The organism is Paenibacillus sp. Y412MC10 (genome assembly GCF_000024685.1).
Classification (GTDB): Bacteria; Bacillota; Bacilli; order Paenibacillales; family Paenibacillaceae; genus Paenibacillus_AQ; species Paenibacillus_AQ lautus_A.
In genome coordinates this window covers 6,906,155-6,932,975 of record NC_013406.1, presented here as the reverse complement: position 1 = coordinate 6,932,975, position 26,821 = coordinate 6,906,155, and the positions used below count along the sequence as shown (strand labels likewise).

25 protein-coding genes are annotated in these 26,821 nt (G+C 51.4%); 18 read left to right on the top strand and 7 right to left on the bottom strand.

The annotated features are described in order from the left end of the window. The first annotated feature begins 184 nt into the window (after positions 1–184). From GYMC10_RS30660 to GYMC10_RS30635, 6 genes are all read left to right on the top strand, one after another. A complete protein-coding gene (locus GYMC10_RS30660; RefSeq protein ID WP_015737985.1) occupies positions 185–1,468 on the top strand; it encodes a BclA C-terminal domain-containing protein in 1,284 nt (427 codons plus the stop codon). A gap of 134 nt (positions 1,469–1,602) precedes the next feature. Beyond that, a complete protein-coding gene (locus GYMC10_RS30655; protein ID WP_015737984.1) occupies positions 1,603–2,790 on the top strand; it encodes an amino acid deaminase/aldolase in 1,188 nt (395 codons plus the stop codon). Continuing rightward, positions 2,787–4,121 carry a D-arabinono-1,4-lactone oxidase gene (locus GYMC10_RS30650; RefSeq protein ID WP_015737983.1) on the top strand — a complete coding sequence of 445 codons (1,335 nt, stop codon included), beginning with the start codon at positions 2,787–2,789 and terminating at the stop codon, positions 4,119–4,121. Before GYMC10_RS30655 ends, GYMC10_RS30650 begins: the two co-directional genes overlap by 4 nt. A 306-nt stretch (positions 4,122–4,427) precedes the next feature. Continuing rightward, on the top strand, positions 4,428–4,856 hold the full coding sequence (locus GYMC10_RS30645) for a MarR family winged helix-turn-helix transcriptional regulator (RefSeq protein WP_015737982.1): 429 nt from the start codon (positions 4,428–4,430) through the stop codon (positions 4,854–4,856). Then, positions 4,849–6,081, top strand: coding sequence for an MFS transporter (locus GYMC10_RS30640; RefSeq protein WP_049788773.1), 1,233 nt, complete (start codon positions 4,849–4,851; stop codon positions 6,079–6,081). The genes GYMC10_RS30645 and GYMC10_RS30640 overlap by 8 nt, the downstream gene beginning before the upstream one ends. A 164-nt stretch (positions 6,082–6,245) precedes the next feature. Next, positions 6,246–6,731 carry a DinB family protein gene (locus GYMC10_RS30635; RefSeq protein ID WP_015737980.1) on the top strand — a complete coding sequence of 162 codons (486 nt, stop codon included), beginning with the start codon at positions 6,246–6,248 and terminating at the stop codon, positions 6,729–6,731. An 81-nt stretch (positions 6,732–6,812) separates the two neighbouring features. Here GYMC10_RS30635 and GYMC10_RS30630 read toward each other — a convergent pair whose 3' ends face one another. The 4 genes from GYMC10_RS30630 to GYMC10_RS30615 all read right to left on the bottom strand — a co-directional run bounded on the left by GYMC10_RS30630 (position 6,813) and on the right by GYMC10_RS30615 (position 11,303). Continuing rightward, the gene (locus GYMC10_RS30630; RefSeq protein ID WP_015737979.1) at positions 6,813–8,762 is read right to left on the bottom strand and encodes an FtsX-like permease family protein; all 1,950 of its coding nucleotides are present in this window, start codon (positions 8,760–8,762) and stop codon (positions 6,813–6,815) included. Then, complete coding sequence (locus tag GYMC10_RS30625; RefSeq protein ID WP_015737978.1) at positions 8,752–9,513, bottom strand: ABC transporter ATP-binding protein; 762 nt, start codon at positions 9,511–9,513, stop codon at positions 8,752–8,754. Before GYMC10_RS30625 ends, GYMC10_RS30630 begins: the two co-directional genes overlap by 11 nt. 99 nt (positions 9,514–9,612) lie before the next feature. Further along, on the bottom strand, positions 9,613–10,617 hold the full coding sequence (locus tag GYMC10_RS30620) for a sensor histidine kinase (RefSeq protein ID WP_015737977.1): 1,005 nt from the start codon (positions 10,615–10,617) through the stop codon (positions 9,613–9,615). After that, a complete protein-coding gene (locus tag GYMC10_RS30615; RefSeq protein WP_041622076.1) occupies positions 10,614–11,303 on the bottom strand; it encodes a response regulator transcription factor in 690 nt (229 codons plus the stop codon). The genes GYMC10_RS30620 and GYMC10_RS30615 overlap by 4 nt, the downstream gene beginning before the upstream one ends. Before the next feature lie 222 nt (positions 11,304–11,525). On the opposite strand from GYMC10_RS30615, the gene GYMC10_RS30610 reads away from it, so the two are divergent. From GYMC10_RS30610 to GYMC10_RS30590, 5 genes are all read left to right on the top strand, one after another. Continuing rightward, positions 11,526–13,037, top strand: coding sequence for a copper amine oxidase N-terminal domain-containing protein (locus GYMC10_RS30610; protein ID WP_015737975.1), 1,512 nt, complete (start codon positions 11,526–11,528; stop codon positions 13,035–13,037). Positions 13,038–13,304: 267 nt separating this feature from the next. Beyond that, positions 13,305–14,255 (top strand): DMT family transporter, encoded by a 951-nt coding sequence (locus GYMC10_RS30605; RefSeq protein WP_015737974.1) that lies wholly within the window; start codon positions 13,305–13,307, stop codon positions 14,253–14,255. A gap of 213 nt (positions 14,256–14,468) precedes the next feature. Beyond that, complete coding sequence (locus GYMC10_RS30600) at positions 14,469–14,711, top strand: helix-turn-helix domain-containing protein (RefSeq protein WP_015737973.1); 243 nt, start codon at positions 14,469–14,471, stop codon at positions 14,709–14,711. A gap of 4 nt (positions 14,712–14,715) precedes the next feature. Further along, entirely contained in the window at positions 14,716–15,234 is a 519-nt protein-coding gene (gene def, locus GYMC10_RS30595) for a peptide deformylase (RefSeq protein ID WP_015737972.1), read from the top strand. 209 nt (positions 15,235–15,443) lie between these two features. Continuing rightward, positions 15,444–16,421, top strand: coding sequence for a ring-cleaving dioxygenase (locus GYMC10_RS30590; protein WP_015737971.1), 978 nt, complete (start codon positions 15,444–15,446; stop codon positions 16,419–16,421). Positions 16,422–16,506: 85 nt separating this feature from the next. On the opposite strand, the gene GYMC10_RS30585 is transcribed toward GYMC10_RS30590, so the two are convergent. Beyond that, positions 16,507–16,866 carry a YybH family protein gene (locus GYMC10_RS30585; protein WP_261979482.1) on the bottom strand — a complete coding sequence of 120 codons (360 nt, stop codon included), beginning with the start codon at positions 16,864–16,866 and terminating at the stop codon, positions 16,507–16,509. Between the two features lie 168 nt (positions 16,867–17,034). Between GYMC10_RS30585 and GYMC10_RS30580 the strand changes: the two genes are divergently transcribed. Then, the gene (locus tag GYMC10_RS30580) at positions 17,035–17,376 is read left to right on the top strand and encodes a winged helix-turn-helix transcriptional regulator (protein WP_015737969.1); all 342 of its coding nucleotides are present in this window, start codon (positions 17,035–17,037) and stop codon (positions 17,374–17,376) included. Between the two features lie 127 nt (positions 17,377–17,503). After that, on the top strand, positions 17,504–19,054 hold the full coding sequence (locus GYMC10_RS30575; RefSeq protein WP_015737968.1) for a BCCT family transporter: 1,551 nt from the start codon (positions 17,504–17,506) through the stop codon (positions 19,052–19,054). Positions 19,055–19,390: 336 nt separating this feature from the next. Here GYMC10_RS30575 and GYMC10_RS30570 read toward each other — a convergent pair whose 3' ends face one another. Next, the gene (locus GYMC10_RS30570; RefSeq protein WP_015737967.1) at positions 19,391–20,266 is read right to left on the bottom strand and encodes an ABC transporter ATP-binding protein; all 876 of its coding nucleotides are present in this window, start codon (positions 20,264–20,266) and stop codon (positions 19,391–19,393) included. Between the two features lie 324 nt (positions 20,267–20,590). Between GYMC10_RS30570 and GYMC10_RS30565 the strand changes: the two genes are divergently transcribed. Then, positions 20,591–21,640 (top strand): NAD(P)/FAD-dependent oxidoreductase, encoded by a 1,050-nt coding sequence (locus GYMC10_RS30565; protein WP_015737966.1) that lies wholly within the window; start codon positions 20,591–20,593, stop codon positions 21,638–21,640. A gap of 77 nt (positions 21,641–21,717) precedes the next feature. Here GYMC10_RS30565 and GYMC10_RS30560 read toward each other — a convergent pair whose 3' ends face one another. After that, the gene (locus tag GYMC10_RS30560) at positions 21,718–22,329 is read right to left on the bottom strand and encodes a TetR/AcrR family transcriptional regulator (protein ID WP_015737965.1); all 612 of its coding nucleotides are present in this window, start codon (positions 22,327–22,329) and stop codon (positions 21,718–21,720) included. Between the two features lie 168 nt (positions 22,330–22,497). On the opposite strand from GYMC10_RS30560, the gene GYMC10_RS30555 reads away from it, so the two are divergent. The 4 genes from GYMC10_RS30555 (at position 22,498) to GYMC10_RS30540 (ending at position 26,799) form a co-directional block, all read left to right on the top strand. Further along, positions 22,498–23,676 carry a YhgE/Pip domain-containing protein gene (locus GYMC10_RS30555; RefSeq protein ID WP_015737964.1) on the top strand — a complete coding sequence of 393 codons (1,179 nt, stop codon included), beginning with the start codon at positions 22,498–22,500 and terminating at the stop codon, positions 23,674–23,676. A gap of 204 nt (positions 23,677–23,880) precedes the next feature. Continuing rightward, positions 23,881–24,534: a response regulator gene (locus tag GYMC10_RS30550; RefSeq protein WP_015737963.1), complete on the top strand. Its 654-nt coding sequence runs from the start codon at positions 23,881–23,883 to the stop codon at positions 24,532–24,534. A gap of 47 nt (positions 24,535–24,581) precedes the next feature. Next, a complete protein-coding gene (locus GYMC10_RS30545; RefSeq protein ID WP_049788838.1) occupies positions 24,582–25,655 on the top strand; it encodes a sensor histidine kinase in 1,074 nt (357 codons plus the stop codon). Positions 25,656–25,863: 208 nt separating this feature from the next. Next, a complete protein-coding gene (locus tag GYMC10_RS30540) occupies positions 25,864–26,799 on the top strand; it encodes an ATP-binding cassette domain-containing protein (RefSeq protein ID WP_015737961.1) in 936 nt (311 codons plus the stop codon). Positions 26,800–26,821: the final 22 nt, after the last annotated feature.

Genomic DNA, 26,821 nt, shown 5'->3' with positions numbered 1-26,821 from the left:
ATGGATTTACTTAGGATGGGGGAATTCCTCATCCTTTTTTGCTTAGGCTAAAATTAACAAAAAATGTTTAGTATTCCGCGATCGTACACAGGAAATATCATGATTCTCGTGTAATTATTTATATTAACTCGCGAGTAGGTTCGACCGATAAATTAATTAATCCAAGATCGATAAGGAGGTAATTGTGTTGAAGAAAAAACGGCTGTATTTTGCGGCAGCAATGTTGCTCACCTTGAGTTTAGCGATCGCACCCGTCACGCAAGCGGCAGGCATCACGATGCAAGTCAACGGGATAACCAAGCCTTTGGATGTTGCCCCGGTTATGGTCAAAGGCAAAGTGCTGGTGCCCATTAAGCATGTAACCGAAATATTGGGCCTTTCCATTCGGTGGGATGCTTCTGCCAAGAAGATCACAGCCGTTCGGGGCGATATCTCTGCCGAGCTGGTTATGGGCAGTGATGTGGCTACGGTAAGAAAAGATACTATCGTCACAAAAGTGAAGCTGGACCAGCCCGCCAAACTGCAGGATAACAGGGTGATGGTTCCGCTTCGTTTTTTGGCGGAAGTGTTTGAGGCCAAGGTGCAGTGGAACCAACAAAAGCAGCTGGTTAGCATTGCGTATGGCAGTGGCGGGGGAACTCAGGAGCAGGGGCAGCCGGGTCCGGCCGGCCCGCAAGGTCCAAAAGGCGAACCTGGCGAAAAGGGCCCGCAGGGTCCACAGGGGCCTCAAGGGCCCCAAGGTCCGCAAGGTCCGTCCGGGTCTTCAGGATCTTCGGGCTCCCAAGGTCCAACTGGACCAGCAGGGCCATCCGGGCCTAAGGGCGATCCAGGCCCCACGGGATCCCCGGGTCCGAAAGGCGATAAAGGAGATCAAGGCGAACAAGGCCCGGCAGGTCCGCAGGGTGAAAAGGGGGATCAAGGGGATCCTGGACCTCAGGGAATCCAGGGCGATAAGGGCGACCTCGGCCCGGTAGGGCCACAAGGTCCGCAAGGGATACAAGGAGCTCAGGGACCCCAAGGCCCCGCAGGTCCAGCGGGGCCTGTTGGACCTGCAGGAGGGAGCTCCACAGGAACTTATGCATACGCAGGGAATACGTCGGGAGGCGTTATTCCAGTACTGCTCGGCGGGACCCCGGTTCCGCTGCCGGACAATCCGAAAGTAGCAGGAATCATGGCAGATGGAAGTTCAACATTGTTTACGGTTCATGAAACAGGGACATATTATATTTCTTATACGATTAATTTAGCATCAGATTTGCTTGCGGGCTCAAGGATTACTCGAAACGGTGTCTCTATCATACAGAGTGACGAAGCTCCAATTAAGTACAAGTCACATTACCACGCCCAGTTTATAGAGCGATTGGATGCAGGAGATGCGCTTAGTCTTCAATTGTATGGTGCATTAGGTGCTGCAACCCTTGCACAAGGCAACGGCGCTTCCCTAACCCTCATCAAATTAGCCGATTAAGATTCGGGTCCAGCCAACCAAAGGCTGGGCTCTTTTTATTTGCGCGGATAGTGGTGTGCGGAAGGATAATCCGCTACCTTCGAGAATATCATGTGGCATAGGCGTGAGGGAAACGGGAAGGTGTTGATGTAGGGGTGTCGACATACGAGTATTATAAAGAGATTTTCGCGGAGATTCCGAAGCCGTTCGCCTTGGTGGATCTGGACATGCTGGACGACAATGCCGAAGCGATTGCACAAGCGGCTGGGGGTAAGAAAGTGCGGCTGGCCAGCAAGTCCATCCGCTCCGTGGACGTGTTGAACCGTATCCTTCGTACGAACCCGATCTTTCAAGGAATCATGTGTTATACGGCAGCGGAGGCCGTATTTCTGGCGGAACAGGGCTTTGACGATCTGCTGCTGGGATATCCGCAGTGGCAGCCGGAAGCCATTCGCTCCATCGTGAATCTGGTCGGCGAAGGTCGCAGGATTACCTTAATGGTGGACAGCGTGGAGCATGTCGAGCACATCGAACAGTTCGCCAAACAACAGCGGACCGTGATTCCACTATGCATCGATGTGGATATGTCGGTCCAATATCCGGGTCTGCACTTCGGTGTATGGCGATCGCCCGTCCATTCGTGGGAGGGCATGTACCCGATAGTGGAGCAGATTATCCGCTCTCCATGGCTCCGCCTGGACGGCATCATGGGGTACGAGGCGCAGGTAGCAGGCGTTGGGGATAACGCAGCCGGTAAGCATATGAAGAATACCATGGTCCGGTGGCTGAAAAGCCGCTCCATCGTTGAAGCGGCCAAGCGGAGGAAAGAAGCCGTGGAGCGGCTTGCCGCCATGGACCTTCGGCTCCGCTTCATGAATGCAGGGGGAACCGGAAGTTTGGACAGCTCCCGGGAGGAAGCTTGGGTAACCGAAATTACGGCCGGGTCAGGCTTCTATGCGCCGGGTTTGTTCGATCATTATGCCTCGTTCCGTTATAAGCCGGCAGCGGCCTATGCCGTAGAGGTGGTTCGCATCCCGAAGGCAGGGATCGTGACCTGCATGGGAGGCGGCTACACGGCATCGGGTACGGCAGACAAGGATAAACTTGCGAAACCTTACTTGCCTTCGGGATTGAAGCTGTTCCCGCTTGAAGGGGCCGGGGAAGTGCAGACACCGCTGCGTCTGCCTGCCCATGTGGAGCTTGGCCTGGGAGACCCGGTGTTCTTCCGCCATGCGAAGGCCGGCGAGCTGTGCGAACGGTTCAAGGTGCTGTATGCGGTCTCGCAAGGCCGCATCGTAGGCGAATATGCAACCTATCGCGGAATGGGGGAGTGTTTTCTATGAAGCAGGTCCAGTGGTCGAATTGGTCGGGATCGGTACGAGCCAATCCAAGAACGGTGTTGTATCCTGCCTCCATAGCGGAAGTCGAAAAAGTGGTCCGGATGTGCCGGCAAGAGGGCAGGCGGCTGCGAGTGGTCGGTTCAGGGCACTCTTTTACCCCCATTGCGGCATCCGAGGACTGCCTGATCTCCTTGGACAGGATGCAGGGCCTGGTCCATGTCGACGCCGAAGCCCGAACCGCCACCGTGTGGGCAGGGACGAAGCTGAAGCTGTTGGGCGAGCTGTTGTTTCGGCAGGGGCTGGCACAGGAGAACCTGGGGGATATTGATGTCCAGTCCATTGCCGGCGCCATTAGTACAGGGACGCATGGTACGGGCCGGGCCTTCGGGAATATATCCACGCAGGTTGTCGGAATGGCGGTGGTCACCGGTACGGGCGAGGTGCTGGAGTGCAGCGGGGAGTCGCACCCCGATTGGTTCAAGGCGCTGCAGGTATCCTTAGGTACACTCGGCATTATCGTGCAAGTGACGTTGAGGCTTGAGCCGGCTTACAAAATCGAATATGAAAGCCGGAGAATACCGCTCGGCGAATGCTTGAAACAGCAGGCGCGATTGGCGGAGGAGAACCGTCATTTCGAGTTTTATTGGTTTCCTTACGCAGAGCCGTGCCAGATCAAGCTGATGAACAAGTCGGACCAAGAGTTGAGGGAGCATCGGATCAAGGATTATATCAGCGACGTGTTGGTGGAGAACACCTTCTTTGGTCTGATCTCGGAGCTGTGCCGCAAGCTGCCCAAAGCAAGCCCGTATGTGAGCCGTCTCTCGGCGTCGCAGGTTCCGCTGGGTCGCAAAGTGAATTACAGCCACCGGTTATTCGCGACCCGGCGGCTCGTTCGTTTCAACGAAATGGAGTATAACATTCCCGCGGAGTCGATGAATGCGGTCATTGAAGAGATGCGTGAAGAAATGTCGCGAAACAAGTACCATGTGCATTTCCCCGTAGAATGCCGTTATGCCAAGGGCGATGATATTTGGTTAAGCCCCGCCTACGACCGGGATTCCGCCTATATTGCGATCCATATGTACAAAGGCATGCCGTATGAAGATTACTTCAGTGCGATGGAGCACATCTTCCTGCGGTACGGCGGCAGGCCGCATTGGGGAAAAATGCATCATCTCGAGGCTGCTCAATTGAAGGAGCTGTATCCCATGTGGGAAGCATTCAGCGCGGTTCGGCAAGAGCTGGACCCGGACGGTATCCTGCTGAGCGATTATACGGGCAGACTGCTTGATGTATCCGGGCCGATTTCCGATTCGTTCAGTGATATTGGATAGAATTCACAACAGATTTGATACCCAATTGAAATTGCCGCATAGATCGCATACCTGGTTCGAATCGCCCTTGAGATGGCAGCACCACCTTCCATCGCCCCAGGGCGATTTTTTTTGTCCACCGCTACTTGTAATAAGCGGCAGAAACGTGAATAGAGCCATTCCTAAACAGGGAGAATAAGCGTCGGTATGCCGTCCGCATCAGTTCGAACTTGGATTTGGAAATCATTCCGGATGGACAAGCAGAAGGATCTTCTTTATAATCAATAAATAGTTACCCAAGGTAACTAATTTGAACGGAGGTCTCGAATGGACGCCCACAGACACTTTTTTCATAAATACTTTACGTTGTATCGCCCTTTCGTCAATGAGCTTAATCGTAAGCTCGAAGACTACAACCTGTATTATGCCCAGTGGTCCATCATGTACTATCTGGATTTTTATCAGTCGATGACTTTGGTGGAGCTGTCCAGAATGCTGTACGTGGAGAAGCCCACCGTCACCCGAACCGTCAACGCGCTGATTAAGCTGGAATATGTGGAGCAAATCCCGGTGCGGGATAAACGGGAGAAGCGCATTCAGCTATCCAAGGCCGGAGCTGACGTCTTCCTGCAAATTCGCAAGATATTTGACCGATATGAACAGGAGATTATGGAAGGCGTTTCTGAAGAGGATCAAAATGCGGTCATCCGCGTGATGGAGACGGTCAGGGACAACATTATTAGAAAAGGTGATTAACTTGGAGCAAGCAGACTCGCGAGAACGATTGTGGAGCAAGGACTTTTTGATTGTGTTCGGCGTCAATTTCCTGCTCTTTTTATGTTTTTACTTATTAGTGGTGATCATGTCCTCATATGCAAAGAATGAGTTTCACGCATCGACGGGAATGGCTGGCCTGGCATCCAGCATTTTTGTCGTCGGCGCATTGATTGGACGGTTGGTCGGAGGCAGCATCATCGAGCGGGTCGGCCGCAAAAAACTGTTGTTTACCGGTCTGATCGCCTTCAGCGTTCTCATCGGTTTGTACTTCGTCGTAAACAGCTTGAGCATGCTGCTCGTTGTCCGTTTCTTTCACGGTATCGCCTTCGCCCTTGCCTCAACGGCAACAGGCACGATTGCGGCCAGCCTGATTCCGAATTCGAGAAGAGGCGAGGGCACAGGTTACTATGGCGTGAGCATTATTATCGCTTCGGCAATTGGCCCTTTTATCGGCCTGATGATTAACGAGCATGCTTCGATGATGGCTAACTTTACGCTGTGCGCCGCGCTAGGGGTGCTTTCGCTGCTGTCGGCTTTCTTTATGAACATACCGAAACTGAAACTGACCGCGGAGCAGAAGAAGGATCTGCAAGGGTTGAAGCTATCCAACTTTATTGAGCCGAAGGCGGTGCCGATTTCGCTGGTCAGCTTTGTCATGGGGTTCGGGTATTCCAGCATTTTAACGTACCTGATGATTTTTGCCGGGCAGATCAGTCTGGCCCAAGTGGCAAGTTATTTCTTTATTGTCTATGCGATTGTGGTCATTCTGTCGAGACCGTTCACGGGTCGCTGGTTTGACCAGAGAGGGGCCAATGTGGTGATGTACCCGGCCATTCTATCGTTTGCGATTGGGATGGTTCTGCTCAGCCAAGCCCACCACGGCCTGACCTTGCTGCTCTCGGCCGTATTCGTCGGTCTGGGCTACGGGACGACGCAGTCCAGCGCTCAGGCCCTGGCTATTAAGCGTTCGCCGGCGCACCGAATCGGGCTTGCAACATCGACCTTTTATATTTTCGTGGACGTGGGCATCGGGTTCGGCCCCTTTATACTTGGCTTCCTGACGCCGCTTGTCGGTTTCCGGGGCATGTATATCGCGATGGCGGTCCTGCTAGCTGCGGGAATCGTGCTGTATCATATACTGGTTGGGAAAAAAGAAAACGACGGGAACGACGGACATGCGATCGTTCATTCATCAACGATTTAAACTAATGAAAGACTGCCTTCAAGGCAGTCTTTTTTACTTGGGGGCGAGCCGAGAAAGAATGACTTTAATCATTTTTTGCGAATCACAGGGCTTCATCCTATAGTAAAATTAGTCATGATTTGTGATGCTGCTCATAACCGGGCACATGAAGGAGTGAATGACCCATGGCGCATGCAAATGATGTATTAATGAATCAGCTGTTAGCGAACGCGAACGATCCCAGCTGGCACGTCCCGTTCCAGCAATCCGTGGAGAAACTGACGGAGGACGAAGCGTTCTGGACGCCGGCCAATGGCAGCCACAGCATTGCGGAGATCATGCAGCATCTGCTGTATTGGAACGAAACGTGGCAGACGCGGTACCGCGAATCGCAGGTAGATGCCGTTCCTTCGATTGGAGACAACCACAATAGCTTCATGATTCCGGATAACGCGACTTTTGCCGAGTTAAGGGATCGGCTGCTTGAGGTTTTGCTGCAATGGCAGGAGCTGTTGTCGGCGGCCAAGCTTGAGCAGGAAGTGAACGGATTCCCAGTACCGGCCAAGTGGTGGGAATTGGTGAGTAATGCGGCCACGCACAATGCTTATCATATCGGTCAAATCGTGTATATCCGGAAGCTGCAGAAGAGCTGCAGCCCGTTGGAATGGTAATCCGCGGTTTTTTCACGCCTGCGCACGAAAAAATGCATGGATGGTACCCGAATCATCCCTGGGCCCAACCATGCACCTCGTTTATAACGCTTCTTTAATTACCCGTTTATAGAACATGACCGACAACAAACCGAATATGGAGTACAGCGCCGTATACAGGAGCATTACCATAACCATCGGCAGCCACAGCTCGGTTCCAAAGAAGAACCAGCCGGATTTAACGGCAAAGTAACTGTGGGACAAGCCGACGACCAGCGGTATGCCGAAGTTGAACAGCTGCTTGATCTGAATCCCCGTCAGCAGGTTCCCTTGAGTGAATCCCAGTTTCCGAAGGATCGTGTAATTCGGCTTCTCCTCTTCGCCTTCGTCCATCTGCTTAAAGTACAGGATGCATCCTGAAGTGATCAGGAAGGTGAGCCCCAGGAATCCCACGATGAACATCATCAAACCCATATTGCTCTTCTGGTTGAAAGCCATTTCCGTCTGAGAGAGGTTCCCGGTTTTCTCGCTAATGCCGAGGCTCTTAAAAATCTGATTGGCTTGATTAATAGCGGTCGGATCCACAATATCGATGCCGTGATAGACATTGGTTTTCTTCTGGATCTTCGGATCCAGATCCTGAACCAGCTGATCAAATACGGTCTGGTCCACAATCGCCGTCGGCAGTCCGCCGCTTGCATAATAATAGGAAACGTAGGCCTCCTTGTCCAAGCCGATCAGCTTCTGCTTAAAGCTTTGTTTAGGGCTTATGAGTTCAATTTCCCCTGTGGTCTGAATCGCCATGAATTGCTGGATCGCGTCACTGTACCCCGTGAACAACGTCTCGCCGGGGGAAACATCCTTGTCCTTCACGCTGGCATCACTGATTACCGGGATGATCATGGAACCGGAATCCACTTGCCCAGATACCTCCAGGCTGGCGCCGATAATGTCGGATAGGTCCGCATTCACCTGGATTACGTCCCGTTGGGTCTTCTTAAATTCGATATCTTCATCTGTAAGTGCCTGAATAAATGTGGAAAAATCCTTCTGATCCGCTACCGCAAAATGATTGGGCACGTTCTGCTCGGCCGATTTCTCAGCGGAATAGTACGAAATATAACTAAGAGACAGCAGTCCGATCGCGAGTGCGGACACGGTCGTAATGATCGTTAACAGCAGCGCGTTCGATTTCATGCGGAACATGATGGAGGACAGGGACAGCACATTATTCAGGGACAAGTAACCGCCCTTGCTCTTCCGGATCGCGTTGAATATAAAGCTGACCGACCCTTTATAGAACAGATAAGTCCCGATGATCACCGCCCCCAGGATCAGGATCATGGCCATGAACAGCTCGTTCATGGTGGTGAAATCTCCGCTGAACAGCTTGGTCGACACATAGTAGCCAAGAAGTATGAGTCCGATGCCGAGCAGGCCGAACAGCATTTCGGCGAAGGACATTTTCTTAATTTGGTTCTCGGTCGTCGATACCGCGCGGAAGAGGGATAGAATGCTCTGCCTTTTGATGAACGTATAATTCATGATCATGATCAGCACATAGATGACGGCAAACACAATCACGGTCTGGATGAGCGCCTCGGTCGAGAAGGAGAGGGCTGCTTCGGTGTCTACGCCGGTCACCTTGAACAGGATCATCAGAATTAAGCGCGAAGCCGCGAAGCCGGCAAAGATGCCGATGACCATGGAGCCGAAGTACAGAATCAGGTTCTCCGCACTGAGGATCCGGAAGATCTTGCCCTTGGTCAGTCCGATGAGCTGAAACAGTCCGATTTCCTTGCTGCGCCGTTTGATGAAAATCGTGTTGGCATACAGCAGGAAGATCGCCACGATGGCCACGAGCAGCACGGAGGCGGCTCCAAGCGCAGCCGCTCCCTTTATGGAGCCCTTCGCTTCATCCATTGCGGGATCATACTGCAGCGTGACAAACGCGAAGTACAGACCCACGCTGAAGATCAGCGCAAATACATACAGATAATAGTTCTTGATATTCTTCTTCAAATTCCGGTAGATCAGATAATTAATGTTCATTCTGAACACCGCCTAGCACGCCTTGAGTCTTGATGATGTCGTTGAAGAAGGCCTGCCGGGATTGCTCACCCTTGTTCAGCTGGGTGTAGATCTGTCCGTCCTTGATGAAGACCACCCGGGTGCAATAGCTGGCCGCTACGGGGTCATGGGTAACCATGATGATCGTGGAGTCGATCTTCTGATTTAATTCGCTCAGCTTGTTCAACAGATCGGATGCAGACTTCGAGTCCAGCGCACCCGTCGGCTCATCAGCAAAAATAATGCTCGGATCATGGATGAATGCGCGGGCCGCGGAGGTCCGCTGCTTCTGTCCCCCGGAGATTTGGTTCGGATATTTATCCTTGATTTCGTAGATGCCAAGCTCGGTCGCGATTCTTTGGAATTTCTGATCGGCTTCTTTTTTGGATACCTTCTTAATGGAGAGCGGCAGCAGGACGTTTTCTTTGACGGTCAGCGTATCCAGCAAGTTATACTCTTGGAAAATAAACCCGAGATGATGCTTGCGGAACTCGGCCAGCTCCTTCTCCTTGAGGCCCGTAAACTCTTTGCCCTCGATTTTGATGCTGCCGAGGCTCACTTTGTCGATCGAGGAGAGCACGTTCAGCAGCGTGGTTTTCCCGGAGCCCGAAGCGCCCATGATGCTGACGAACTCGCCTTTGTCCACGCGGATGTCGATGCCCTTCAGCACTTCCTGTTTATTGAATTTGTTGCCGTAGCTTTTATGAATTTGGTTTGCTTCAAGAATTGCCAATTTCACTCACTCCTTTGTTATCTGTCCTTATCATAAAGGAGTCGAGGGCCCTTTTCCTTCGATTCGCCGAACAAAGCGCAAAAGCATGTGACATTGTTGTCACATGCCGGTAATGCTTACGAAATCATTCCGTTTCGGAAAGATCAAGGTAAAGGTTGTGCCGATGCCGGGCTTTGATTCTACCTGGATCCGGATCATCAAGGCCTCGGCTACTTTTTTCGTCAGATAGAGCCCCATGCCGGTTGCGGCACGATCCTGATGCGAGGTGGTGGACGTGAAGCCTTTATCGAAAATCCGGGGCATGTCCTTCGGATCAATGCCGCGTCCGGCATCCCGAATGATGAGTCTGACATGTTTGGCCACGAGATCGCTCTCGATGTTAATGTCCGAAGCGGAGCTGTATTTGACCGCGTTGGTCAACAGCTGGCGGATGATAAAGCCCAGCCATTTGGCGTCGCTCAGCACTTCCGCTGCCTGCAGGGAAACGTCAAAGCCGATGCCCTTTTGCATGCACCAGGTTTTGAGCCCGCGGATCTCCTGAAAGATGATCGGCTCAAGGGCGGACACCTCGATCAGCAGATCGTTCTGAATAAAAGGGATGCGCTTCTGGTGCAGCTGCTGGTCAAGCAGTAGGTGAATGCGGAGCCATTCATACTGGAGCTGCGCTTTCAACGTTTCGTCTTCCATGCGTTCGATCATTAATTGCATCGTGGTGAGCGGCGTTTTCACTTCATGAATCCAGGATAACAGCTCGTCCTTCTCCCCTTGCATCTCCATCAGGCGCATGGAGGATTCCTTCTTGAAACGCTCGGTCTGCAGGGAGAGCATGTCCATGGCAATCCCTTCAAAGGGGCGCTCCGGCTCGCTGATGGCGGCTAAGTCGTAGGTATCGTCCCATGCCTGGAGACTTTTGTAGAACTTGGTTTCCCGGTTGTATCTGACGAACAGAAACACCAGGAAGAACAGCGTCGACAGAAACACGATATAGAGGATGGGCAGGAACGGGATTTGGGCGTCCACCGCAGCTATAAACAGAAGCATCAGCTGCAAGAACACGAATAACAGAATCCAGCTTAGCCGTTCCCGGATATAGGCCATGATCATGCATGGACCTCTTCCGTGGCGATATAACCTTGTCCCACCTTGGTTTCGATGTAAGGGTCAAGTCCCAAGGGCTCCAGCTTCTTGCGAAGACGATTCACGTTGACCGTTAACGTATTATCGCTGACAAAATGCTCGTTGTCCCACAGGCTCTTGATCAGGTCCTCCCGGCTGACGATCTGGTTCTTGCGCTCCATGAGGATCTTCAGAATGAACATTTCATTCTTTGTCAGTTCAGCGGTGCCCTGAGGGCTGCTTATCGTATTTTTGCCGAATTCGACAGTGGCTCCCCGCCATGTTCTCAGCTCGGTCCGCTCGGTGTTGTAATTGTATACCCGGCGCAGGGTGGCCTGGATTTTGGCAATCAGGACATCGAAGTGAAACGGCTTCTGAATGAAATCATCCGCACCCAGCTGCATCGACATCACCATATCGGTGGGATGATCCCGGGAAGACAGGAATATAATCGGGACGTTGGAGTGGGAACGAATCATTCGGCACCAATGGAACCCGTCAAACTTCGGCAGCTGGATGTCGATAATGACCAGGTCGGGCTGAATCGCCGTGAACTCCTGGAGTACGGCGCTGAAATCGTGGACGCCATAAACGTCATACGACCATTGCGAGAGGCGCTCCTGCACTTCATGGAACAGGGTCGCGTCGTCTTCGATCAGCATAATTTTAAACAAGAGATTCACCACGCTTTATAGGTTGTTCAAGCCGCACTTCATGAATGTGCGCTGTTCCGTCATGATTTTCATTCCCCAGTGTATAGCAAAAAGTCGATATATGCTATCTTGAGGCGCCTTCCCATGTGCATACATGACGAGGCTTAAATACCTATTTACAAACATTTCCTCCCTTCCCATAATAGAAATGAGCCTATGACCTGGGAGGGGACGAATATCAAAATGTATAAGAAGTTCAAATGGTTGACCGTACTCATTGCAGCCGTGTTGGTCGTTATGACAGGATGTCAGGCCGTCGGGGGACTGGATATCAACAAGGCGATGCTGACCAGTCTTGATGTGAAATCCAGCGAATCCAGCGCAAGTATTCGATTCGAGGTGGTGCCTGCGGACAAGGCCCTATCGTCTGAAGATAAAGAAGCGATTGATCTTATTAATTCCTTATCCTTAAATATTGACCATGCCATCGTGGAGGATAGCAATACGGTGTCCATGCAAGGCAGCGTTCATTATTCGGACAAGAAGGTTCCGCTTCATCTGTCCATGGATGCCAAGGGAATGGCGATTCAACTGGACGGGGCGAAGCAGCCGTTCTATCTGTCGATGGATACAACCGTTCCGGGAATGCCTGACACCAGCCAGTATGAGCAGGCGATTCAAGATGTCGTGAAGAAGGCGGCAGGACTTGTGCTGAAGCATTTCCCGAACCCGTCCAAAGTTTCGGTGAAGCCGGTCCAGGAGAAGGTGAACGGAGAGAGCTTGAACCTGACGCATCTTCAGATGGAGCTTACGGGCGAAGAGATTTTGAACATGGTTAAGCCTTTTGCCGAAAGTCTGCTTAAAGACGAAGCCGGCTTGAAGCAGGTAATCGGTGATGCTTATGATGCCATTTATCCGATGATGACCAGCATCGGCGAGGCATACGGCGAAGACGTTGAACTCCTGCCGCAGGAATCCAAGGAAGAGGTCGTTGCGTCGCTTTACGAGATCGTGCACGGCGCGCTTACCGAATTCACGGAGAACTATGATGAGCAGAAGGAACAATTATTGGAGGAGCTTCCGGGATCCGAAACCGTCTTCGGCAAGGATACGACCCTTAAATTGGACTACTATTTCGACGAGCAGCTGAATACGCGCAAGAATGCGCTGGAGCTGACCGTCGCGCTTCCGGCATCCGAGGACCTGCCATTGAAGGCCGTCAAGGTGTATTCCGAAGGTGAGGTCTGGAATATCGGCGGCGCAGTGAAAGCCAATAAGGTCGATACGTCCAAAGGCGTGCTCGATGTCCTGAATGATTCCGTGACGCCGGGTCAAGTGCTGCGGAACTTCGAGAAGGATTCCCTCATCTACAACGTGCTGAAGGATGATCTGAAGATTACTCAAAAGTCGATGTATTTGAATATCTCGAACGAGGATTTTGGATACGGCGCCATCAAGAAGAACCATCAGAGCTTCGTTCCGCTCCGTTACCTGGCAGATCAGCTGGATGCCGAAGTGAAGTGGACCAAAGGCTCGAATAAAATTATAGTCATCAATGATTTGACGGGAGAAGAAATCGTGGTGACCGTAGGCTCCAAAAAAGCCAGCGTTGGCGGTAAAAGCGTGACGCTGCCGGAAGCGCCATTCGTTCATAGCAACGGATCTACCTACGTTCCGCTCCGGTTTATGGCCGAAGCGCTCGGCGCAACGCTTTATCTCGAGGGAGATGGCTGGATATCGGTCGAACGCGATTAACGATAATTTTTATCGATAACGGTCGGCAATGCCGATGCTGTTATGAAAGAATGCAAGTTGAAGTATATATAACGGGGCTGTTTCCTCTCATCCGGGGATGACGGGAAACAGCCTTTTTGTCGTTCTCCTTCATCGCGCTAACTGTACCGGTACAGTTAGCGTTATTTCAAATCGTAACGAAGTCCTTCGTGCCGTAAGATAAATAGCAAATGCTCCGGCCCTCCCGGTTGGACATAAAAAAGAGAAGATGAAGGAGATACACATATCATGAATCTACCGCATACAAGCCGTGCCTATGCCGCCGCTTTGGGATATACGGCCATCATTGGTTTTTCGTTTATGTTCGTAAAGCTGGCCCTGGTCCATGCTAACCCGCTGGATACGCTGGCGCATCGGTTTACCCTTTCGTTCTTAGCCGCATCGCTGGGGCTCCTCATTGCCCGCAGAAAGGTCCCGATGGACCTGAAGCGGCTGCTGACCATCGTGCCGCTGGCCATATTCTATCCGTTCCTGTTCTTTACGCTGCAAACCTTCGGATTAGTCTATACCAGTTCGGCCGAGGCCGGGATTATTCACGCTACCGTACCGATCTTTACGCTGCTCTTGGCGTCGCTGTTCTTAAAGGAGCGCTCCAGCTGGGCACAAAAGCTGTTTACCGTGCTGTCGGTGACAGGGATCATCTCCATCTTTGTGTTGAAAGGCGTGTCCTTCGAGCAATCGAGCACCCTCGGGATTGTGCTGATTCTGCTCTCTGCGCTATCCAATGCCATTTACAGCGTGATGGCCCGCAAGATGACGCAGAAGCAGTCGGTACTGGATATCACCTTCATCATGTCGATGATCGGATTCGTGCTGTTTAACCTGATGTCCGTTTCTCAGCATGCGGCGCAAGGGACGCTGGTCCATTATTTTGACCCGTTTATGCACTCATCCTTCGTGTGGTCGGTTCTTTATCTCGGCGTCTTGTCCTCCCTGGGAACATCGCTCCTGTCCAACTATGCCTTGTCCCAGATCGAGGCGTCCCGGATGGGCATCTTTAACAATCTGGCTACCGTTGTCACGATTTTTGGAGGCGTCGCTTTCCTGAATGAACAGCTGGCTTACTATCATGTCATCGGGGCAGTGCTCGTGATTATCGGCGTGATCGGGACCAGCCTTGCAGGCAGAGCCCGGAACGCTAAGAAACGGCTGGCCCGGAACGAATCCAAGCCTGCTTAATCCGGGCTGCTGCAAGCTGTAGAGAAATTGTAGAACTTCATCAACGAGTATTATGCTAGAAGGGTCTCTTCCAATAAATTTGTCAGCGAAGGGTCATCGCGAGCTCTGGAGAACCACTTTTGTCAGTCCCTATAGAAATGGGCTTGAGATATTAGGCACTACCTAATAAAATTAGGTGTGAACTAATATTTTGATGAACGGGAGGGTGACCCTTTGCTCGAATGGATGTTGCGTAACGTGATGGCAGAGAGAGGGATATGGTCGGGAGCGGCTTTGGCGCGGCTGATGAAAGAGAAGGCGGGTTACAGCCTGTCGGCTGCTTCCATTAGCGCATTGCTGACGAACCAGCCCAGGCAGATGAAGGCAGAGACGTTAGATGCCCTTTGCACAACCTTAGAGTGTACTCCAAGTGACTTATGGGTGCATACACCTCCTTCCAAAACTAAGGGGGCTTAAGTGAATGACGGTGAAACCTATTGTGCCATTCGGCGATCCCATCCTGCGCAAGATTGCTCGGCCGGTCGATTCCGTGAATGCCAGAGTGTTAAAGATACTGGATGATATGGTCGAGACGCTGTACGACAGCGATGGGCGCGCCGGCCTTGCCGCACCGCAAATCGGCATTTTGCGACGGCTTATTGTCATGGACTGCGGAGAAGGGCTGATCGAACTGATTAATCCTGAAATCGTGGAGATGGACGGGGAACAAATGGGCCCTGAAGCGTGCCTCTCCTATCCGGGCTATTACGGATACGTGAAGAGAGCCGACAAAGTGACGGTGAAGACATTGAACCGGCAAGGCCAGACGGTAATCCTGAAGGGCGAGGATTATCTGGCCAGATGCATGCAGCATGAGATTGATCACCTGAACGGCATTTTGTTTGTGGACCATGTTCGGGATGGATGGTTGTATCATGAGGAGACGCATCGACGCATCGAGCTGTTACCCGTCATTGGATTATCCAATACAGGTTCATAGCGTCCATGTAGAGACCAAGGCGAAATGAATAGAACGGCCGGATCTGATGTCCGGCTGTTTTTTTATTGGTTATGGCTGCGAATGTTGATGCTTGACGGAAGAGGAAAGTCGTGATATTATTATCTTAAATTTAAGATATTCTAAATCGAAATAATAAATGAAACAGATTCGACACACACTTTACAATATAAGAGACGGAGGCGTTAACTATGAACGGATTAAAAGGAATTCACCACGTAACAGCCATTACGAGCAGTGCCGAGAAGAACTACGAGTTCTTCACCTATGTGCTGGGCATGCGGCTCGTGAAGAAGACGGTTAACCAGGACGATATTCAGACCTACCACCTGTTCTTTGCGGATGACAAGGGCAGTGCAGGCACGGATATGACCTTCTTCGACTTCCCGGGTATCCCGAAGGGCCGACACGGTACGGACGAGATTTACAAAACCTCGTTCCGTGTTCCTAACGATGCCGCGCTGGAATATTGGGTCAAGCGATTTGATCGGATGGACGTGAAGCATCAAGGCATTCAAGAGTTATTCGGCAAAAAAACACTCGCTTTTGTTGATTTCGACGATCAGCAATATCAACTCATCTCCGACGAGAACAATGAAGGCGTGGCTTCGGGAACGCCTTGGCAGAAGGGGCCGATTCCCTTGGAGCATGCGATTACAGGACTTGGCCCGGTCTTTGTGCGGGTGTCCAATTTCGATCATTTCAAAGAAGTGATGGAGAAGGTGCTTCAGTTTAAGGAAATCGGCAAGGAAGGCTCGCTTCATCTGTTTGAGGTTGGTGAAGGCGGCAATGGCGCGCAGGTGGTTGTCGAGTACAACGCCGTGCTCCCACGGGCCCAGCAGGGCTTCGGTACCGTTCACCACGCGGCCTTCCGGGTAGAGGACCGTTCGGTGCTGGAGCACTGGATCAAGCGTCTGGACGACTTCCAATTCCATACGTCGGGCTTTGTCGACCGCTTTTTCTTCCAGTCCCTGTACGCACGCGTCGCGCCGCAAATTCTGTTCGAGTTTGCTACCGACGGTCCGGGCTTCATGGGGGATGAGCCGTATGAAACGCTGGGCGAAAAATTGTCCCTGCCTCCATTCCTGGAGCCGAAGCGCGAGCAGATCGAGAGCATGGTTCGCCCGATCGATACGGTGCGCAGCACGAAGGAATTCGTGAAGGAATGATGCAATGAATCTCAAGAAGCAATCCGCTTGTTCATGACAAGGGCGGATTGCTTTTTTTGTGCCACCGAAATCACGGATTTTACGGTCATTCCCATGTATCCGAACCGAATGGATGGTCTACGATGTACAGCCAGCTTCCATCGGGCTGTTGTCTCACGATCTCGGAGGTATGTCCTTGCAGCACCAGCGGTTGGCCATCCGGGTCGGTCGTTTGCAGGGTGAACCGAGCGCGCAGCAAAGCGATATTTTCAAACGGAATACAATATACATTGGTGGAGACCATGGTGCCTTTGAGCCGCAGCAGTTCCTCCAACGTATGGCGGAAGGAATGGATTCCGATTTCCAGGCTTCCGTTTCGGTGGACATGAACGCCGTTCGGTTCATACAGTGCCAGCAGTTGATCGATATCCCCGCTATTATACGCGTCTGCAAAAGCTGCATTCATATCTTCCGGCCTCCGGACTGGTTTTGAAGGATTTGATGGTTTCATTGTATCTCCTCTTTCTGTAAGATGATAATCAATAGCCTATCTGAAAAAGAAAGCCATGGTAAGTACGCAGAATATGGTGACCTAGTCATCTATTCATGACCAAGGGAGTTGAGGAATAGCAATATGCCCTATCAGGATGAGAGTTTTGGGTGTCCGGCTGAAGTCGGCCTCCACATGATTAGCGGAAAGTGGAAGCCTCGAATACTATATGAGCTGTTTCAGGAAACCCGCCGTTTCGGTGAGTTACACCGGAGAATTCCTGAAGTATCGCGGCACGTGCTGACCTTGCAATTACGGGAGTTGGAGGAGAACGGCATTGTGAAGCGGACGGTGTTTCATGAGCTGCCTCCCAAGGTGGAGTATTCGATCACGGAGTTTGGCCGACAGTTTGAAGCGGTACTGGAGCAAATGGTCATTTTGGGCCAGCAGTATATCGGATCTCAACAAGATTTTAAGGAGAAGTAACGATAACGATAGCTTTGATCAGATGAGTACCCGATGCAGCACACATTCAGCGATTAAGTACATCAATTCTGGTTTAAATACAAATACTGTATGGGAAAACGATGACTTATCTGTTGAGGTGGAGCTTGTGAAAGGAAGTTTACTGAAGAATATCGTGTTTTCGGTATCAGCTGTCATTATTGCCGTGTTGGCTATTCTGGGGGCCGTCAAGCCCGGGGCTTTCGGTGAAGTGGCAGGGTATCTGTACAGATTTACAACGAATACGTTCGGCTGGTTCTATATGCTCTCGATCTTTGCGATTATCATATTTCTGATCTGGGTTGCGGCCAGCAAATACGGCACCATTCGCCTTGGCGGAGATAAGGAGAAGCCCGAGTACCCGTTCTTTACCTGGATCGGCATGCTGTTCTCCGCAGGATTTGGCGTCGGGCTGGTGTTTTGGGGCGTGGCCGAACCCATGAGCCACTTTTTTAAGACGCCCTTCGGAGGCGTCGAAGCACAAGGCGTCGAAGCGGCACGCGTGGCTATGGGCTATTCTTTTTTTCACTGGGGGATAAGTCAATGGTCCGTGTTTGCCCTAGTCGGGCTTGTGATTGCGTTTCTGCAGTTCCGTAAGCAGAAGGATGGGCTGGTGTCTACCGCGCTTGAGCCTGTTACCGGTTCAAAGCGCAGCGTGAAGAATATGATTGATATCCTGGCGGTCATTGCAACGGTCATGGGTATCGCTACTTCGATCGGACTTGGCGTTCTGCAAATGAGCGGCGGGTTGAATACCATTATGGGAATTAACAATGGCGTAGGGCTGCAGTTATTGATGCTGGGGATTATTTTTGTCGCTTACATGATCTCGTCGACAACGGGATTGGACAAGGGGATTAAATACTTAAGCAACCTGAACCTCGGGATGGCGCTAGCCTTTTTATTGTTTGTGTTTATCTGCGGACCCTCCGTATTCATCTTGGAGACGTTCACATTAGCGCTTGGCGACTACATTACGAATTTTGTCTCGTACAGTTTAAGGCTCCAACCCTATGCGGAAGGCACGTGGGTACGGGAATGGACGATATTCTACTGGGCGTGGGCCATTGCTTGGTCGCCGTATGTGGGAGCCTTCGTGGCGAGGGTATCCAAGGGAAGAACGGTTCGCGAATTCATTGTGGGCGTGATGGTTGTACCGCCGGTCATTGCCTGTCTCTGGATCGCCGTGTTCGGCGGAACGGCCATCTGGTTTGACCTGCACGAGAACACCGGGATAGCGGCAGCCGTTAACGCAGATGTCACGTCGGCGCTGTTCCAATTGTTCAACCAATTGCCTTTCGCTTCCGTCATGAACGTGCTGGCGATTATACTTATACTGACGTTCCTGGTAACGTCCGCGGATTCGGCAACGTATATATTAGCCAGCATGACCACTTATGGCAGCTTGAACCCTCCCCAAACGGCAAAAATCGTGTGGGGCACGCTGATGGCAGCCATTGCCGGCGTCCTGCTGTATGCAGGTGGCCTTGAAGCCCTACAGACCGCTTCGCTGATTGCGGCATTGCCGTTCACCGTACTGCTGCTTCTGATGATCGTTGCGGTAGTGAAACTGCTGAGCCGAGAGCCGCTTCCGATTCGCAAAGCCGATCTGAAACGGTTTCGCCGTCTCGAAGAGGCAGCAAACCGTGGGAAGAAGTGAGACAAGCGCGAGGTACAGCAAAGTTCAGAAGAATTGGATTCAAGAGGGCACTCATGCGGTGTCCTCTTTATTTTTATGAAAATGAGCCCGGATATGACAGCAGCCATAACCAAACCCATATAACACAGAATCGAAAAAGCCCGCATCACACCCGCGGGCGTGCAATGAGAGCTTTGGAAGTTCGGCATAAAGTATCCGTAAATCCATGTTGACCCGAGTGCAAGCAGATCGCCCGCGTTGGAGGATAACACAATCTCACGCGCGGCGAATTGGCGGGCACCTCAAGCGGGACCGTTCTCGGACTCATATGTAATGGTTCTGGGATTGCCGCAAGCGCTAGGAATGAACAGCAGTACGATAAACGGGATGAGCAGCTTCGTCGTAGTTGTCGTTATGCTCCGCCGTTTTGAGTATGTCCTCTTTTTCCCCTTTTAATAGATTATAAGTGATGCAGATCGGCTTCGCCGTGCGCGGATCGCGGCCGATCTCTGCGTCGATATGGAATACTTTCTTTAATACTTCGTGCGAAATGACGGCTTCCGGATCGCCGGCCTGAATGATATCTCCATCCTTCATTGCGATAATGTAATCCGCGAATCGGGCAGCCTGGTTCAAATCGTGCAGAACCATGACGATGGTCCGCTCTTGTTCGATATTGAGCCTCTCGAGCAGTTCCAGAATCTCCAGCTGATGCGCCATATCCAGATACGTGGTCGGCTCGTCGAGGAAGATCATTTCGGTCTCCTGCGCGAGTGCCATCGCAATCCATACCCGCTGGCGCTGTCCGCCGGACAGGGCATCCACCGAACGGTATTTATAATCCTGGGTGCCGGTAACCTCGAGTGCCCAGTCGATGACGTCCATATCCTGCTTGGTCAAGCGGCCAAAACCGCGCTGATGGGGATAGCGCCCGTAGGATACGAGTTCGCCCACCGTTAATCCGCCCGGACCTTCCGGAGTCTGGGGCAGAATGGCCAGCTTCTTCGCCAGCAGCTTGGTGTTCATCTTGGCGATTTCTTCCCCGTCCAGAATGGCTGCACCGGATTGATAAGGAATGATGCGGGTAACAGCCTTCAAAAGAGTGGATTTGCCGCAGCCATTAGGCCCAATGATGGTCGTGATTCTTTTATCGGGAATATCTACGTTAAGACGATTCAATATCAGATTCTCGCCATAACCGACGCTTATTCGATCTGTACTTAGGCGAATCATCATTTCACCTCCAGAGTAGTTAGCTATCAAACGATAATGATTCTCAATTTCATCCATAAATATAATGTGAGGCCGCACCGTTGTCAATAAATATCTTAATGGAAATTTTAAATAATATTCATGTTTCAGCCGAAAAATACCCATATATAGTTCAGTGGAATATTACAGGCCTACATCTAGGCGAAATTGTGACAAAATGAATTTTTTCTAAATGTTTGATTGTAAAAAGGGCAAAGGCAACGTATACTAATTGATAATGATAATCATTTACGTTACAAGGTGATCACAAACAGCCTTTTAATTTATAGACCGGGAGTGAAACGCATGAGTGGGAATGAGATATTTGATGTAACGGTTATTGGCGGAGGACCAGCGGGATTGTATTCCGCTTTTTATAGTGGACTGCGTGGCATGAAAACCAAGATAATAGAATATCAGCCCATGCTTGGCGGAAAGGTTCACGTGTATCCGGAGAAAATGATATGGGACGTCGGCGGATTGACGCCGATTCCGGGCGCGAAGCTGATCGAGCAAATGGTTCAGCAAGGCCTGACGTTCAATCCCGAAGTGCTGTTAAACGAGAAGGTTGAATCGATCGCCTGCAATGAGGAAGGACTGTTCGAATTACATACCGCGAATTCCGGCGTGCATTTGTCCAAAACGGTCATCGTGGCGGTCGGCGGAGGCATCTTGAATCCGCAGAAGCTGGAGATTGAAGGAGCCGAGCGGTTCGAAGTGTCGAACCTGAACTACACCGTGAAATCCCTGCAGCATTTCAAGGGCAAAACCGTCATTGTGTCCGGCGGAGGGAATTCAGCCGTAGATTGGGCGAACGAGCTGGAGCCTGTGGCGAAGAAGGTCTACCTGGCCTATCGCAAGGACGAATTGTCAGGCCATGAAGCCCAGGTCGAGCAGCTGATGAACAGTAAGGCGACCTGCTATCTTAATACATCGATCACGAAGCTCATTGCTTCGGATAATCATGAGGTGATTGAGCGGGTAGAATTGACCAATAATGCCACAGGGGAAGTTTCCTATTTAGCGGTAGACGAGGTCATCATTAACCATGGCTATGAACGGGATATGTCGCTGCTGGAGAACAGCAACCTTGATATTCACCGGGTGGATGACTACTATATCGCGGGCAACGCAAGCTGTAATTCTTCCATACCGGGACTGTACGCTGCCGGCGACATCCTGCATTTTGACGGGAAGCTGCACCTGATTGCAGGCGCCTTCCAGGATGCCGCGAACGCGGTGAACAGCGCGAAGCAGTTCATTGAGCCGGATGCCAGGAAGTACGCGATGGTCTCTTCGCATAACGAGGTATTCAAGGAGCGCAATCGCGAATTAGTGAAGCAATTAATCAATTAGAACAGGGCATGCGTGTACATGCATGTAACGATAGAAGAGAAGCGAGGAAACCTCCGCTTCTCTTTTTTTGCGTGCCCTTATTGTTTTTGGATAATCCCTGAAGTTATCAACGGGCCGTAATTGATCAGCTGCGTCATCATGATGCCCATCTCTCTTGCGGACTTGTTCATCCCGGACTCGATCCAGTGTATGACCAAGCCGATATTGGCGGAGATCATATAAGCGATCAGGTAATCGCTCGGAATGATCTGATTCCCGCCTGTGGGCATTCTGAACGCATGCTTGGCAAACATATGCTCCTTCATGAACTCCCTGAATTGCCGAACGAAGGAAATGTCCCCATTCGGGCCGACAATAGCCTTGAAGAAGTCGGCGTGCCGGACGAGCTCCTCGAATATTTGTTCTGACGCCGGATAAGGCTCTCCCTTTTCCGCATAGTCCCTGGAATCCCTGGGATCGATATGAACCACGATGTTCTCAATCTTTTGAAGCACCTCTTCTTTGATCTTATCCAGCATATCCGGCACATCCCGATAATGCAGGTAGAAGGTACCACGGTTGATATTGGCGCGATTGGCGATATCGGTCACGGTAATGGCATCTATCCGTTTCTCCTCCATAAGTTCAAACAGGGTTTGCCGCAACAGCTGGTTGGTCCGGATTTGCCGGCGATCCGTCTTTTTTGTCAAGGAATTCCCCCCAGTACGAATGTGAAGACTTAATCAACAGAAGGCTCGTACACTGATGAGTAATGAACACTCCGCTGAAAGCTGATGATTGAACAAATCACTCCCTTCATTATAATTAACGCTGTGATCATTAATCAACAGTCTGTTCATTAACGAGGAGTGGTGGATATGGGGTTCTTAAGACAAAAAATGCTGTGGATCGGCGCATTGGTTGTCCTTCTGGTGCTGGCCATCTTCGGCGTAGCCATGATGGGGTCGATCGCGGGAGCGAAGCCGAAGTCGCTTCCCGTTGCGCTTGTTGCCTTGGATCAGCCGGTTGAGTTACCAAGCGGCGAAACCCTCGCTGTCGGTGACATGATGAAAGGAATGCTGCAGGCAAACTCGCAGCTGCCCATTCATTGGGAGATCGTGAATTCGGAAGCGGAAGCGCGGGAAGGACTCGACAGCCAGAAGTATTACGGTGCCCTTGTGCTGCCTGAGGACTTAAGCGCCGGCATCTTGTCGCTGCAGTCGCCTGCTCCGAAGCCCGCTGTGGTGCAGGTGCTGGCGAATGAGGGGATGAGCACGCAGGCATCCACTGCGGTGAGACAGATGCTGGGGCAAGCGATGAAAATGGCGGGAGCGGAGCTCTCCAAGCAGGCGTTGACCATGATCGGCTCGCAGACGGATATGCTGCCGGTCACAACCGCGCAGGCTCTGCTCATCCCGTTCGAGGTTCATGAGGAAGTCGTTCATCCTGTAGGTGCGAACCACGCAAGCGGCAATGCGCCGGGAATGCTGATACAGATTCTATGGATCGGCTGCCTGATCCTTAGCGTGTTCCTGTTCCAGGCGCTGCAGAAAGCAGTGAATGACGGCAGCAGCAGGGGAATCGCGATTGTGCTGCAAGGCGCTGCCGGTTTGCTGCTGGCGGGTCTGGTCTCCGGTTTTCTGGTATGGATGGCTTCCTCCTGGTATGGCATGGAGCTTGCGAACGGAGGCAGCGTATGGCTGATGCTGTGGCTGGCCGGGTCGGCATTTTTCCTTCTTCAGTCGACCTTGTTGAACTGGATCGGGCTACCGGCCATGGGCATCTTGGTGCTCCTGATGTTCTTCTCGATGCCGCTTCTCAATATGGCGCCGGAGTTTCTGCCGCAGGCGACGCAGGATTGGCTGTACTCCTGGACGCCGCTGCGTTTTGCCGCTTCCGCTCTCCGGGATGTGATGTATTTTGACGGGTACGCGCCATCTTCTTCGCATTCTGCGGTAATGTGGTTCATAGCCGGAGGTTTTCTTGTTCTGCTGCTGGCCTCGACATTCAAGAAAGGGAGTCGTTCAGACCCAAGAAAATCGATGGCCGCTTCTTAATAGAATAGGTTGGCGCCTAAGCAGTGCGGGGTTTATCCCTGCACTGCTTTTTATAGTTTGCTCAAGCCGACCGGTTCATGTGGAAGGGATCATGGCCAAAGTCGCAGCATCAGGACGTTTCTCCCTTTATTCAAGTAAATAAAATACTATCGTTCTTCAGGATGGCAGCCTGTATAATCCTGAATAAGGGAGCGTGAGCGTAAATTGAAGATTAAAGTGATCATTGCGGACGATAACTCATTTATCAGGGAAGGCATGAAGATCATTCTGGCGACGTTTGATGAGTTCGACGTGGTGGCAACCGTTGAAGACGGACAAGAAGCGGTCGCCTATTGCGAAGCGCATGAAGTGGATGTGGCGCTGATGGATGTCCGGATGCCGAACCTGAATGGCGTTGAGGCCACGAAACAGCTCACGGAGCGTACCAAGACCAAGACGCTGATCTTAACGACGTTTGACGACGATGAATACATTACCGATGCGATCCTGAATGGCGCCAAGGGTTATCTGCTAAAGAATAACGACCCGGAACGGATTCGCGATGCGATCAAAACCGTATACCACGGCCATCATGTGCTGCAGGACGTCGTACTGGATAAAATCAAATCCGGGCTGTCTCCCGGAAATCCTGATAAGACAGACAAGGCAGACAAGTTCGACCGAAGCTTATTCACCGAAAGGGAACTGGATATTATGGCGCTCATCGCCAAAGGGCTGGCCAACAAGGAAATCTCGAAGAAGCTGTTTATTTCCGAAGGCACGATTGCCAATCACATCACTTCGGTTCTCAGCAAGACAGGTCTGGAGCATCGAACCCAGATTGCGATTTTTTATCTGACGGGAGAAGTGAATAAGTGAGCGAACGCCGAAACTATGCCGAACTGTGGGTCATCGGGTTCAAAAGCATGCTGTTCCTGTATGTGATCAGCCAGTCCTATGCCTCTGATCTTGCGATAACGCCATGGTATATACTTGTCATTCTTCTCTACCTGTCCGTGAATGTATCCGTCTATATTTTCAAGAGCCGAAGCATACAGCCGTACCTCATGCTGCTTGCGGTTCTTGTTGTCGCGGCTTCCTCGTTCTACATCCATCCGCTGCTCCTCATACTGCTTCCCGTGAATCTGTACGAGCTGTTGTCGCTTTACGTTCGCAGGAGCTGGATGATCCTGATCCCTCTGCTGGTTCCAGCGCTTATCGTGCCTCAGGGGTTTGTTATGACCTATGTTTCTACATCCGTTCTATCCTATATTTATCTTACGATGCTCAGAACCTTTGTTAACCGAGCCGCATCCTACCAGGAGCAGAACGAGCAGATGCATCGCGAACTCGATCGGTTGACCCAGCGACTGAGCGAAAATAATGAGTACATCCGGCAGTTTGAATATATGTTCAAGCTGGAAGAGCGAAATCGGCTGTCCCAGGAAATTCATGACAAGATCGGGCATTCCATGACGGGAGCGTTGATTCAGATGGAAGCGGCCAAGCGCTTGATGACATCGAATCCGGACAAATCCGCCGAGCTGCTGCAAAATGCCATATCCATCTCCAAAGAAGGCATTGAGAGCATCAGGCTGGTTCTAAAGAACGTAAAGCCTCCGACGGAGCAGCTCGGCATCAACCGAATGCGTTTGTTTCTGGAGGAGTTCTCCGCCCAGCACTCGATCAAGACCGTACTAACGCATGAGGGCAATATGGATGTGATTACGCCGCTTCAGTGGAAAATCATTCAGGATAATACCCAGGAAGCGTTAACCAATACGATGAAGTATGCGAATGCAACGGCAGTCTCGTTACATATCGAAGTTCTGGGCACCATGATCAAGGCCAAAGTCAGCGACAACGGCAAGGGCATGCAGAAGGTAATCAAGGGCCTTGGGATTATAGGCATGGAGGAACGCGCCGCGGTCGTGAATGGAACCGTGATCGTGGATGGCTCCAGCGGCTTCTCGGTGACCACTTTAATTCCTTATAGCTAAAGCTGGTAAGCGCATTTGGCGGGTTAGGGATACCGGGTCAAACAAGACATTCCCCACAAGGGTGAAGATTTGGATCGTCAACAACATGAATATTCTCATGGGTAAGGATGAACTTGTGCACTATCGCAAGGGCATCCTTTTTTCGTACGATAAATGCAGATCAAGTCCACCGGTTGATGCGTGGATGGAATATGGAGGCGAAAAACGTATGAACGTGCTGGAGATCAAAGGGCTCACGAAGAAGTTTGGGGATTTCATAGCGGTAGACCAGCTGTCGTTGAACATACGGGAAGGCGAGATTTTCGGCTTCCTGGGCGCGAACGGAGCAGGCAAGAGCACAACCATCAATATCATATCATCGCTCATGCCCATGACCAAGGGAGAGGTTCATGTCCTGGGCAAGAATCTGACGAAGCATCGAAAGTTCGCGAAGCAGCAGATCGGCATGGTTCCGCAGGAGGTTGCGATTTATGAGGATCTGACCGCCTATGAGAATGTTCATTTTTTTGCCGGATTGTATGGACTGAGAGGATCGGAGCTTAGGAGCAGGACTGAAGAGGCGCTTACCTTCGTCGGACTTAGCGACAAACATAAGATGTACCCGAAAAGCTTCTCCGGCGGCATGAAGAGACGATTGAATATCGCTTGCGCGATTGCCCACAGACCGAAGCTGATCATCATGGATGAGCCGACCGTCGGCATCGATCCCCAATCGAGGAACTATATCCTAAACTCGGTTAGGAAGCTGAACGAGATGGGCAGCACGATCCTGTACACGAGCCATTATATGGAGGAAGTGGAGGAGCTCTGCACCCGGATTGCCATTATCGACCACGGCAAGGTCATAGCGGAGGGCACGCAGGCACAGCTGAAGGCCATTATTACGGACCAGAAGGATATCGGGATCGAAGTGCAAACGGCCGCCCATCTTGAAGCGAACAAGTTGAAGGAGATCGCGGGCGTCAAATCGGTTGAAGTGAAGGAGAATATCGTGCACATCAGCTCCGACGCAGGGGTCAATAACCTGAATAAAATCATTCAGCAATTCATGGCGCAAGGCATTGAAATTCGTTCCGTTCAAGCGTCCGAGCCGAATTTGGAAACGGTGTTCCTGACGCTGACCGGCCGGAGCCTTCGGGATTAGCTGATTTAGGAAGAGGGAGGTG

What these genes read in the sequence shown, in the direction of transcription:
- GYMC10_RS30605 (WP_015737974.1), top strand. Translation starts at nt 13,305, where the DNA reads ATGAATCTACCGCATACAAGCCGTGCCTATGCCGCCGCTTTGGGATAT.
- GYMC10_RS30635 (WP_015737980.1), top strand. Translation starts at nt 6,246, where the DNA reads ATGGCGCATGCAAATGATGTATTAATGAATCAGCTGTTAGCGAACGCG.
- GYMC10_RS30580 (WP_015737969.1), top strand. Translation starts at nt 17,035, where the DNA reads ATGCCCTATCAGGATGAGAGTTTTGGGTGTCCGGCTGAAGTCGGCCTC.
- GYMC10_RS30570 (WP_015737967.1), bottom strand. Translation starts at nt 20,266, where the DNA reads ATGATTCGCCTAAGTACAGATCGAATAAGCGTCGGTTATGGCGAGAAT.
- GYMC10_RS30590 (WP_015737971.1), top strand. Translation starts at nt 15,444, where the DNA reads ATGAACGGATTAAAAGGAATTCACCACGTAACAGCCATTACGAGCAGT.
- GYMC10_RS30565 (WP_015737966.1), top strand. Translation starts at nt 20,591, where the DNA reads ATGAGTGGGAATGAGATATTTGATGTAACGGTTATTGGCGGAGGACCA.
- GYMC10_RS30650 (WP_015737983.1), top strand. Translation starts at nt 2,787, where the DNA reads ATGAAGCAGGTCCAGTGGTCGAATTGGTCGGGATCGGTACGAGCCAAT.
- GYMC10_RS30540 (WP_015737961.1), top strand. Translation starts at nt 25,864, where the DNA reads ATGAACGTGCTGGAGATCAAAGGGCTCACGAAGAAGTTTGGGGATTTC.
- GYMC10_RS30555 (WP_015737964.1), top strand. Translation starts at nt 22,498, where the DNA reads ATGGGGTTCTTAAGACAAAAAATGCTGTGGATCGGCGCATTGGTTGTC.
- GYMC10_RS30620 (WP_015737977.1), bottom strand. Translation starts at nt 10,617, where the DNA reads ATGATCATGGCCTATATCCGGGAACGGCTAAGCTGGATTCTGTTATTC.
- GYMC10_RS30585 (WP_261979482.1), bottom strand. Translation starts at nt 16,866, where the DNA reads ATGAATGCAGCTTTTGCAGACGCGTATAATAGCGGGGATATCGATCAA.
- GYMC10_RS30645 (WP_015737982.1), top strand. Translation starts at nt 4,428, where the DNA reads ATGGACGCCCACAGACACTTTTTTCATAAATACTTTACGTTGTATCGC.
- GYMC10_RS30610 (WP_015737975.1), top strand. Translation starts at nt 11,526, where the DNA reads ATGTATAAGAAGTTCAAATGGTTGACCGTACTCATTGCAGCCGTGTTG.
- GYMC10_RS30630 (WP_015737979.1), bottom strand. Translation starts at nt 8,762, where the DNA reads ATGAACATTAATTATCTGATCTACCGGAATTTGAAGAAGAATATCAAG.
- def (WP_015737972.1), top strand. Translation starts at nt 14,716, where the DNA reads ATGACGGTGAAACCTATTGTGCCATTCGGCGATCCCATCCTGCGCAAG.
- GYMC10_RS30545 (WP_049788838.1), top strand. Translation starts at nt 24,582, where the DNA reads ATGCTGTTCCTGTATGTGATCAGCCAGTCCTATGCCTCTGATCTTGCG.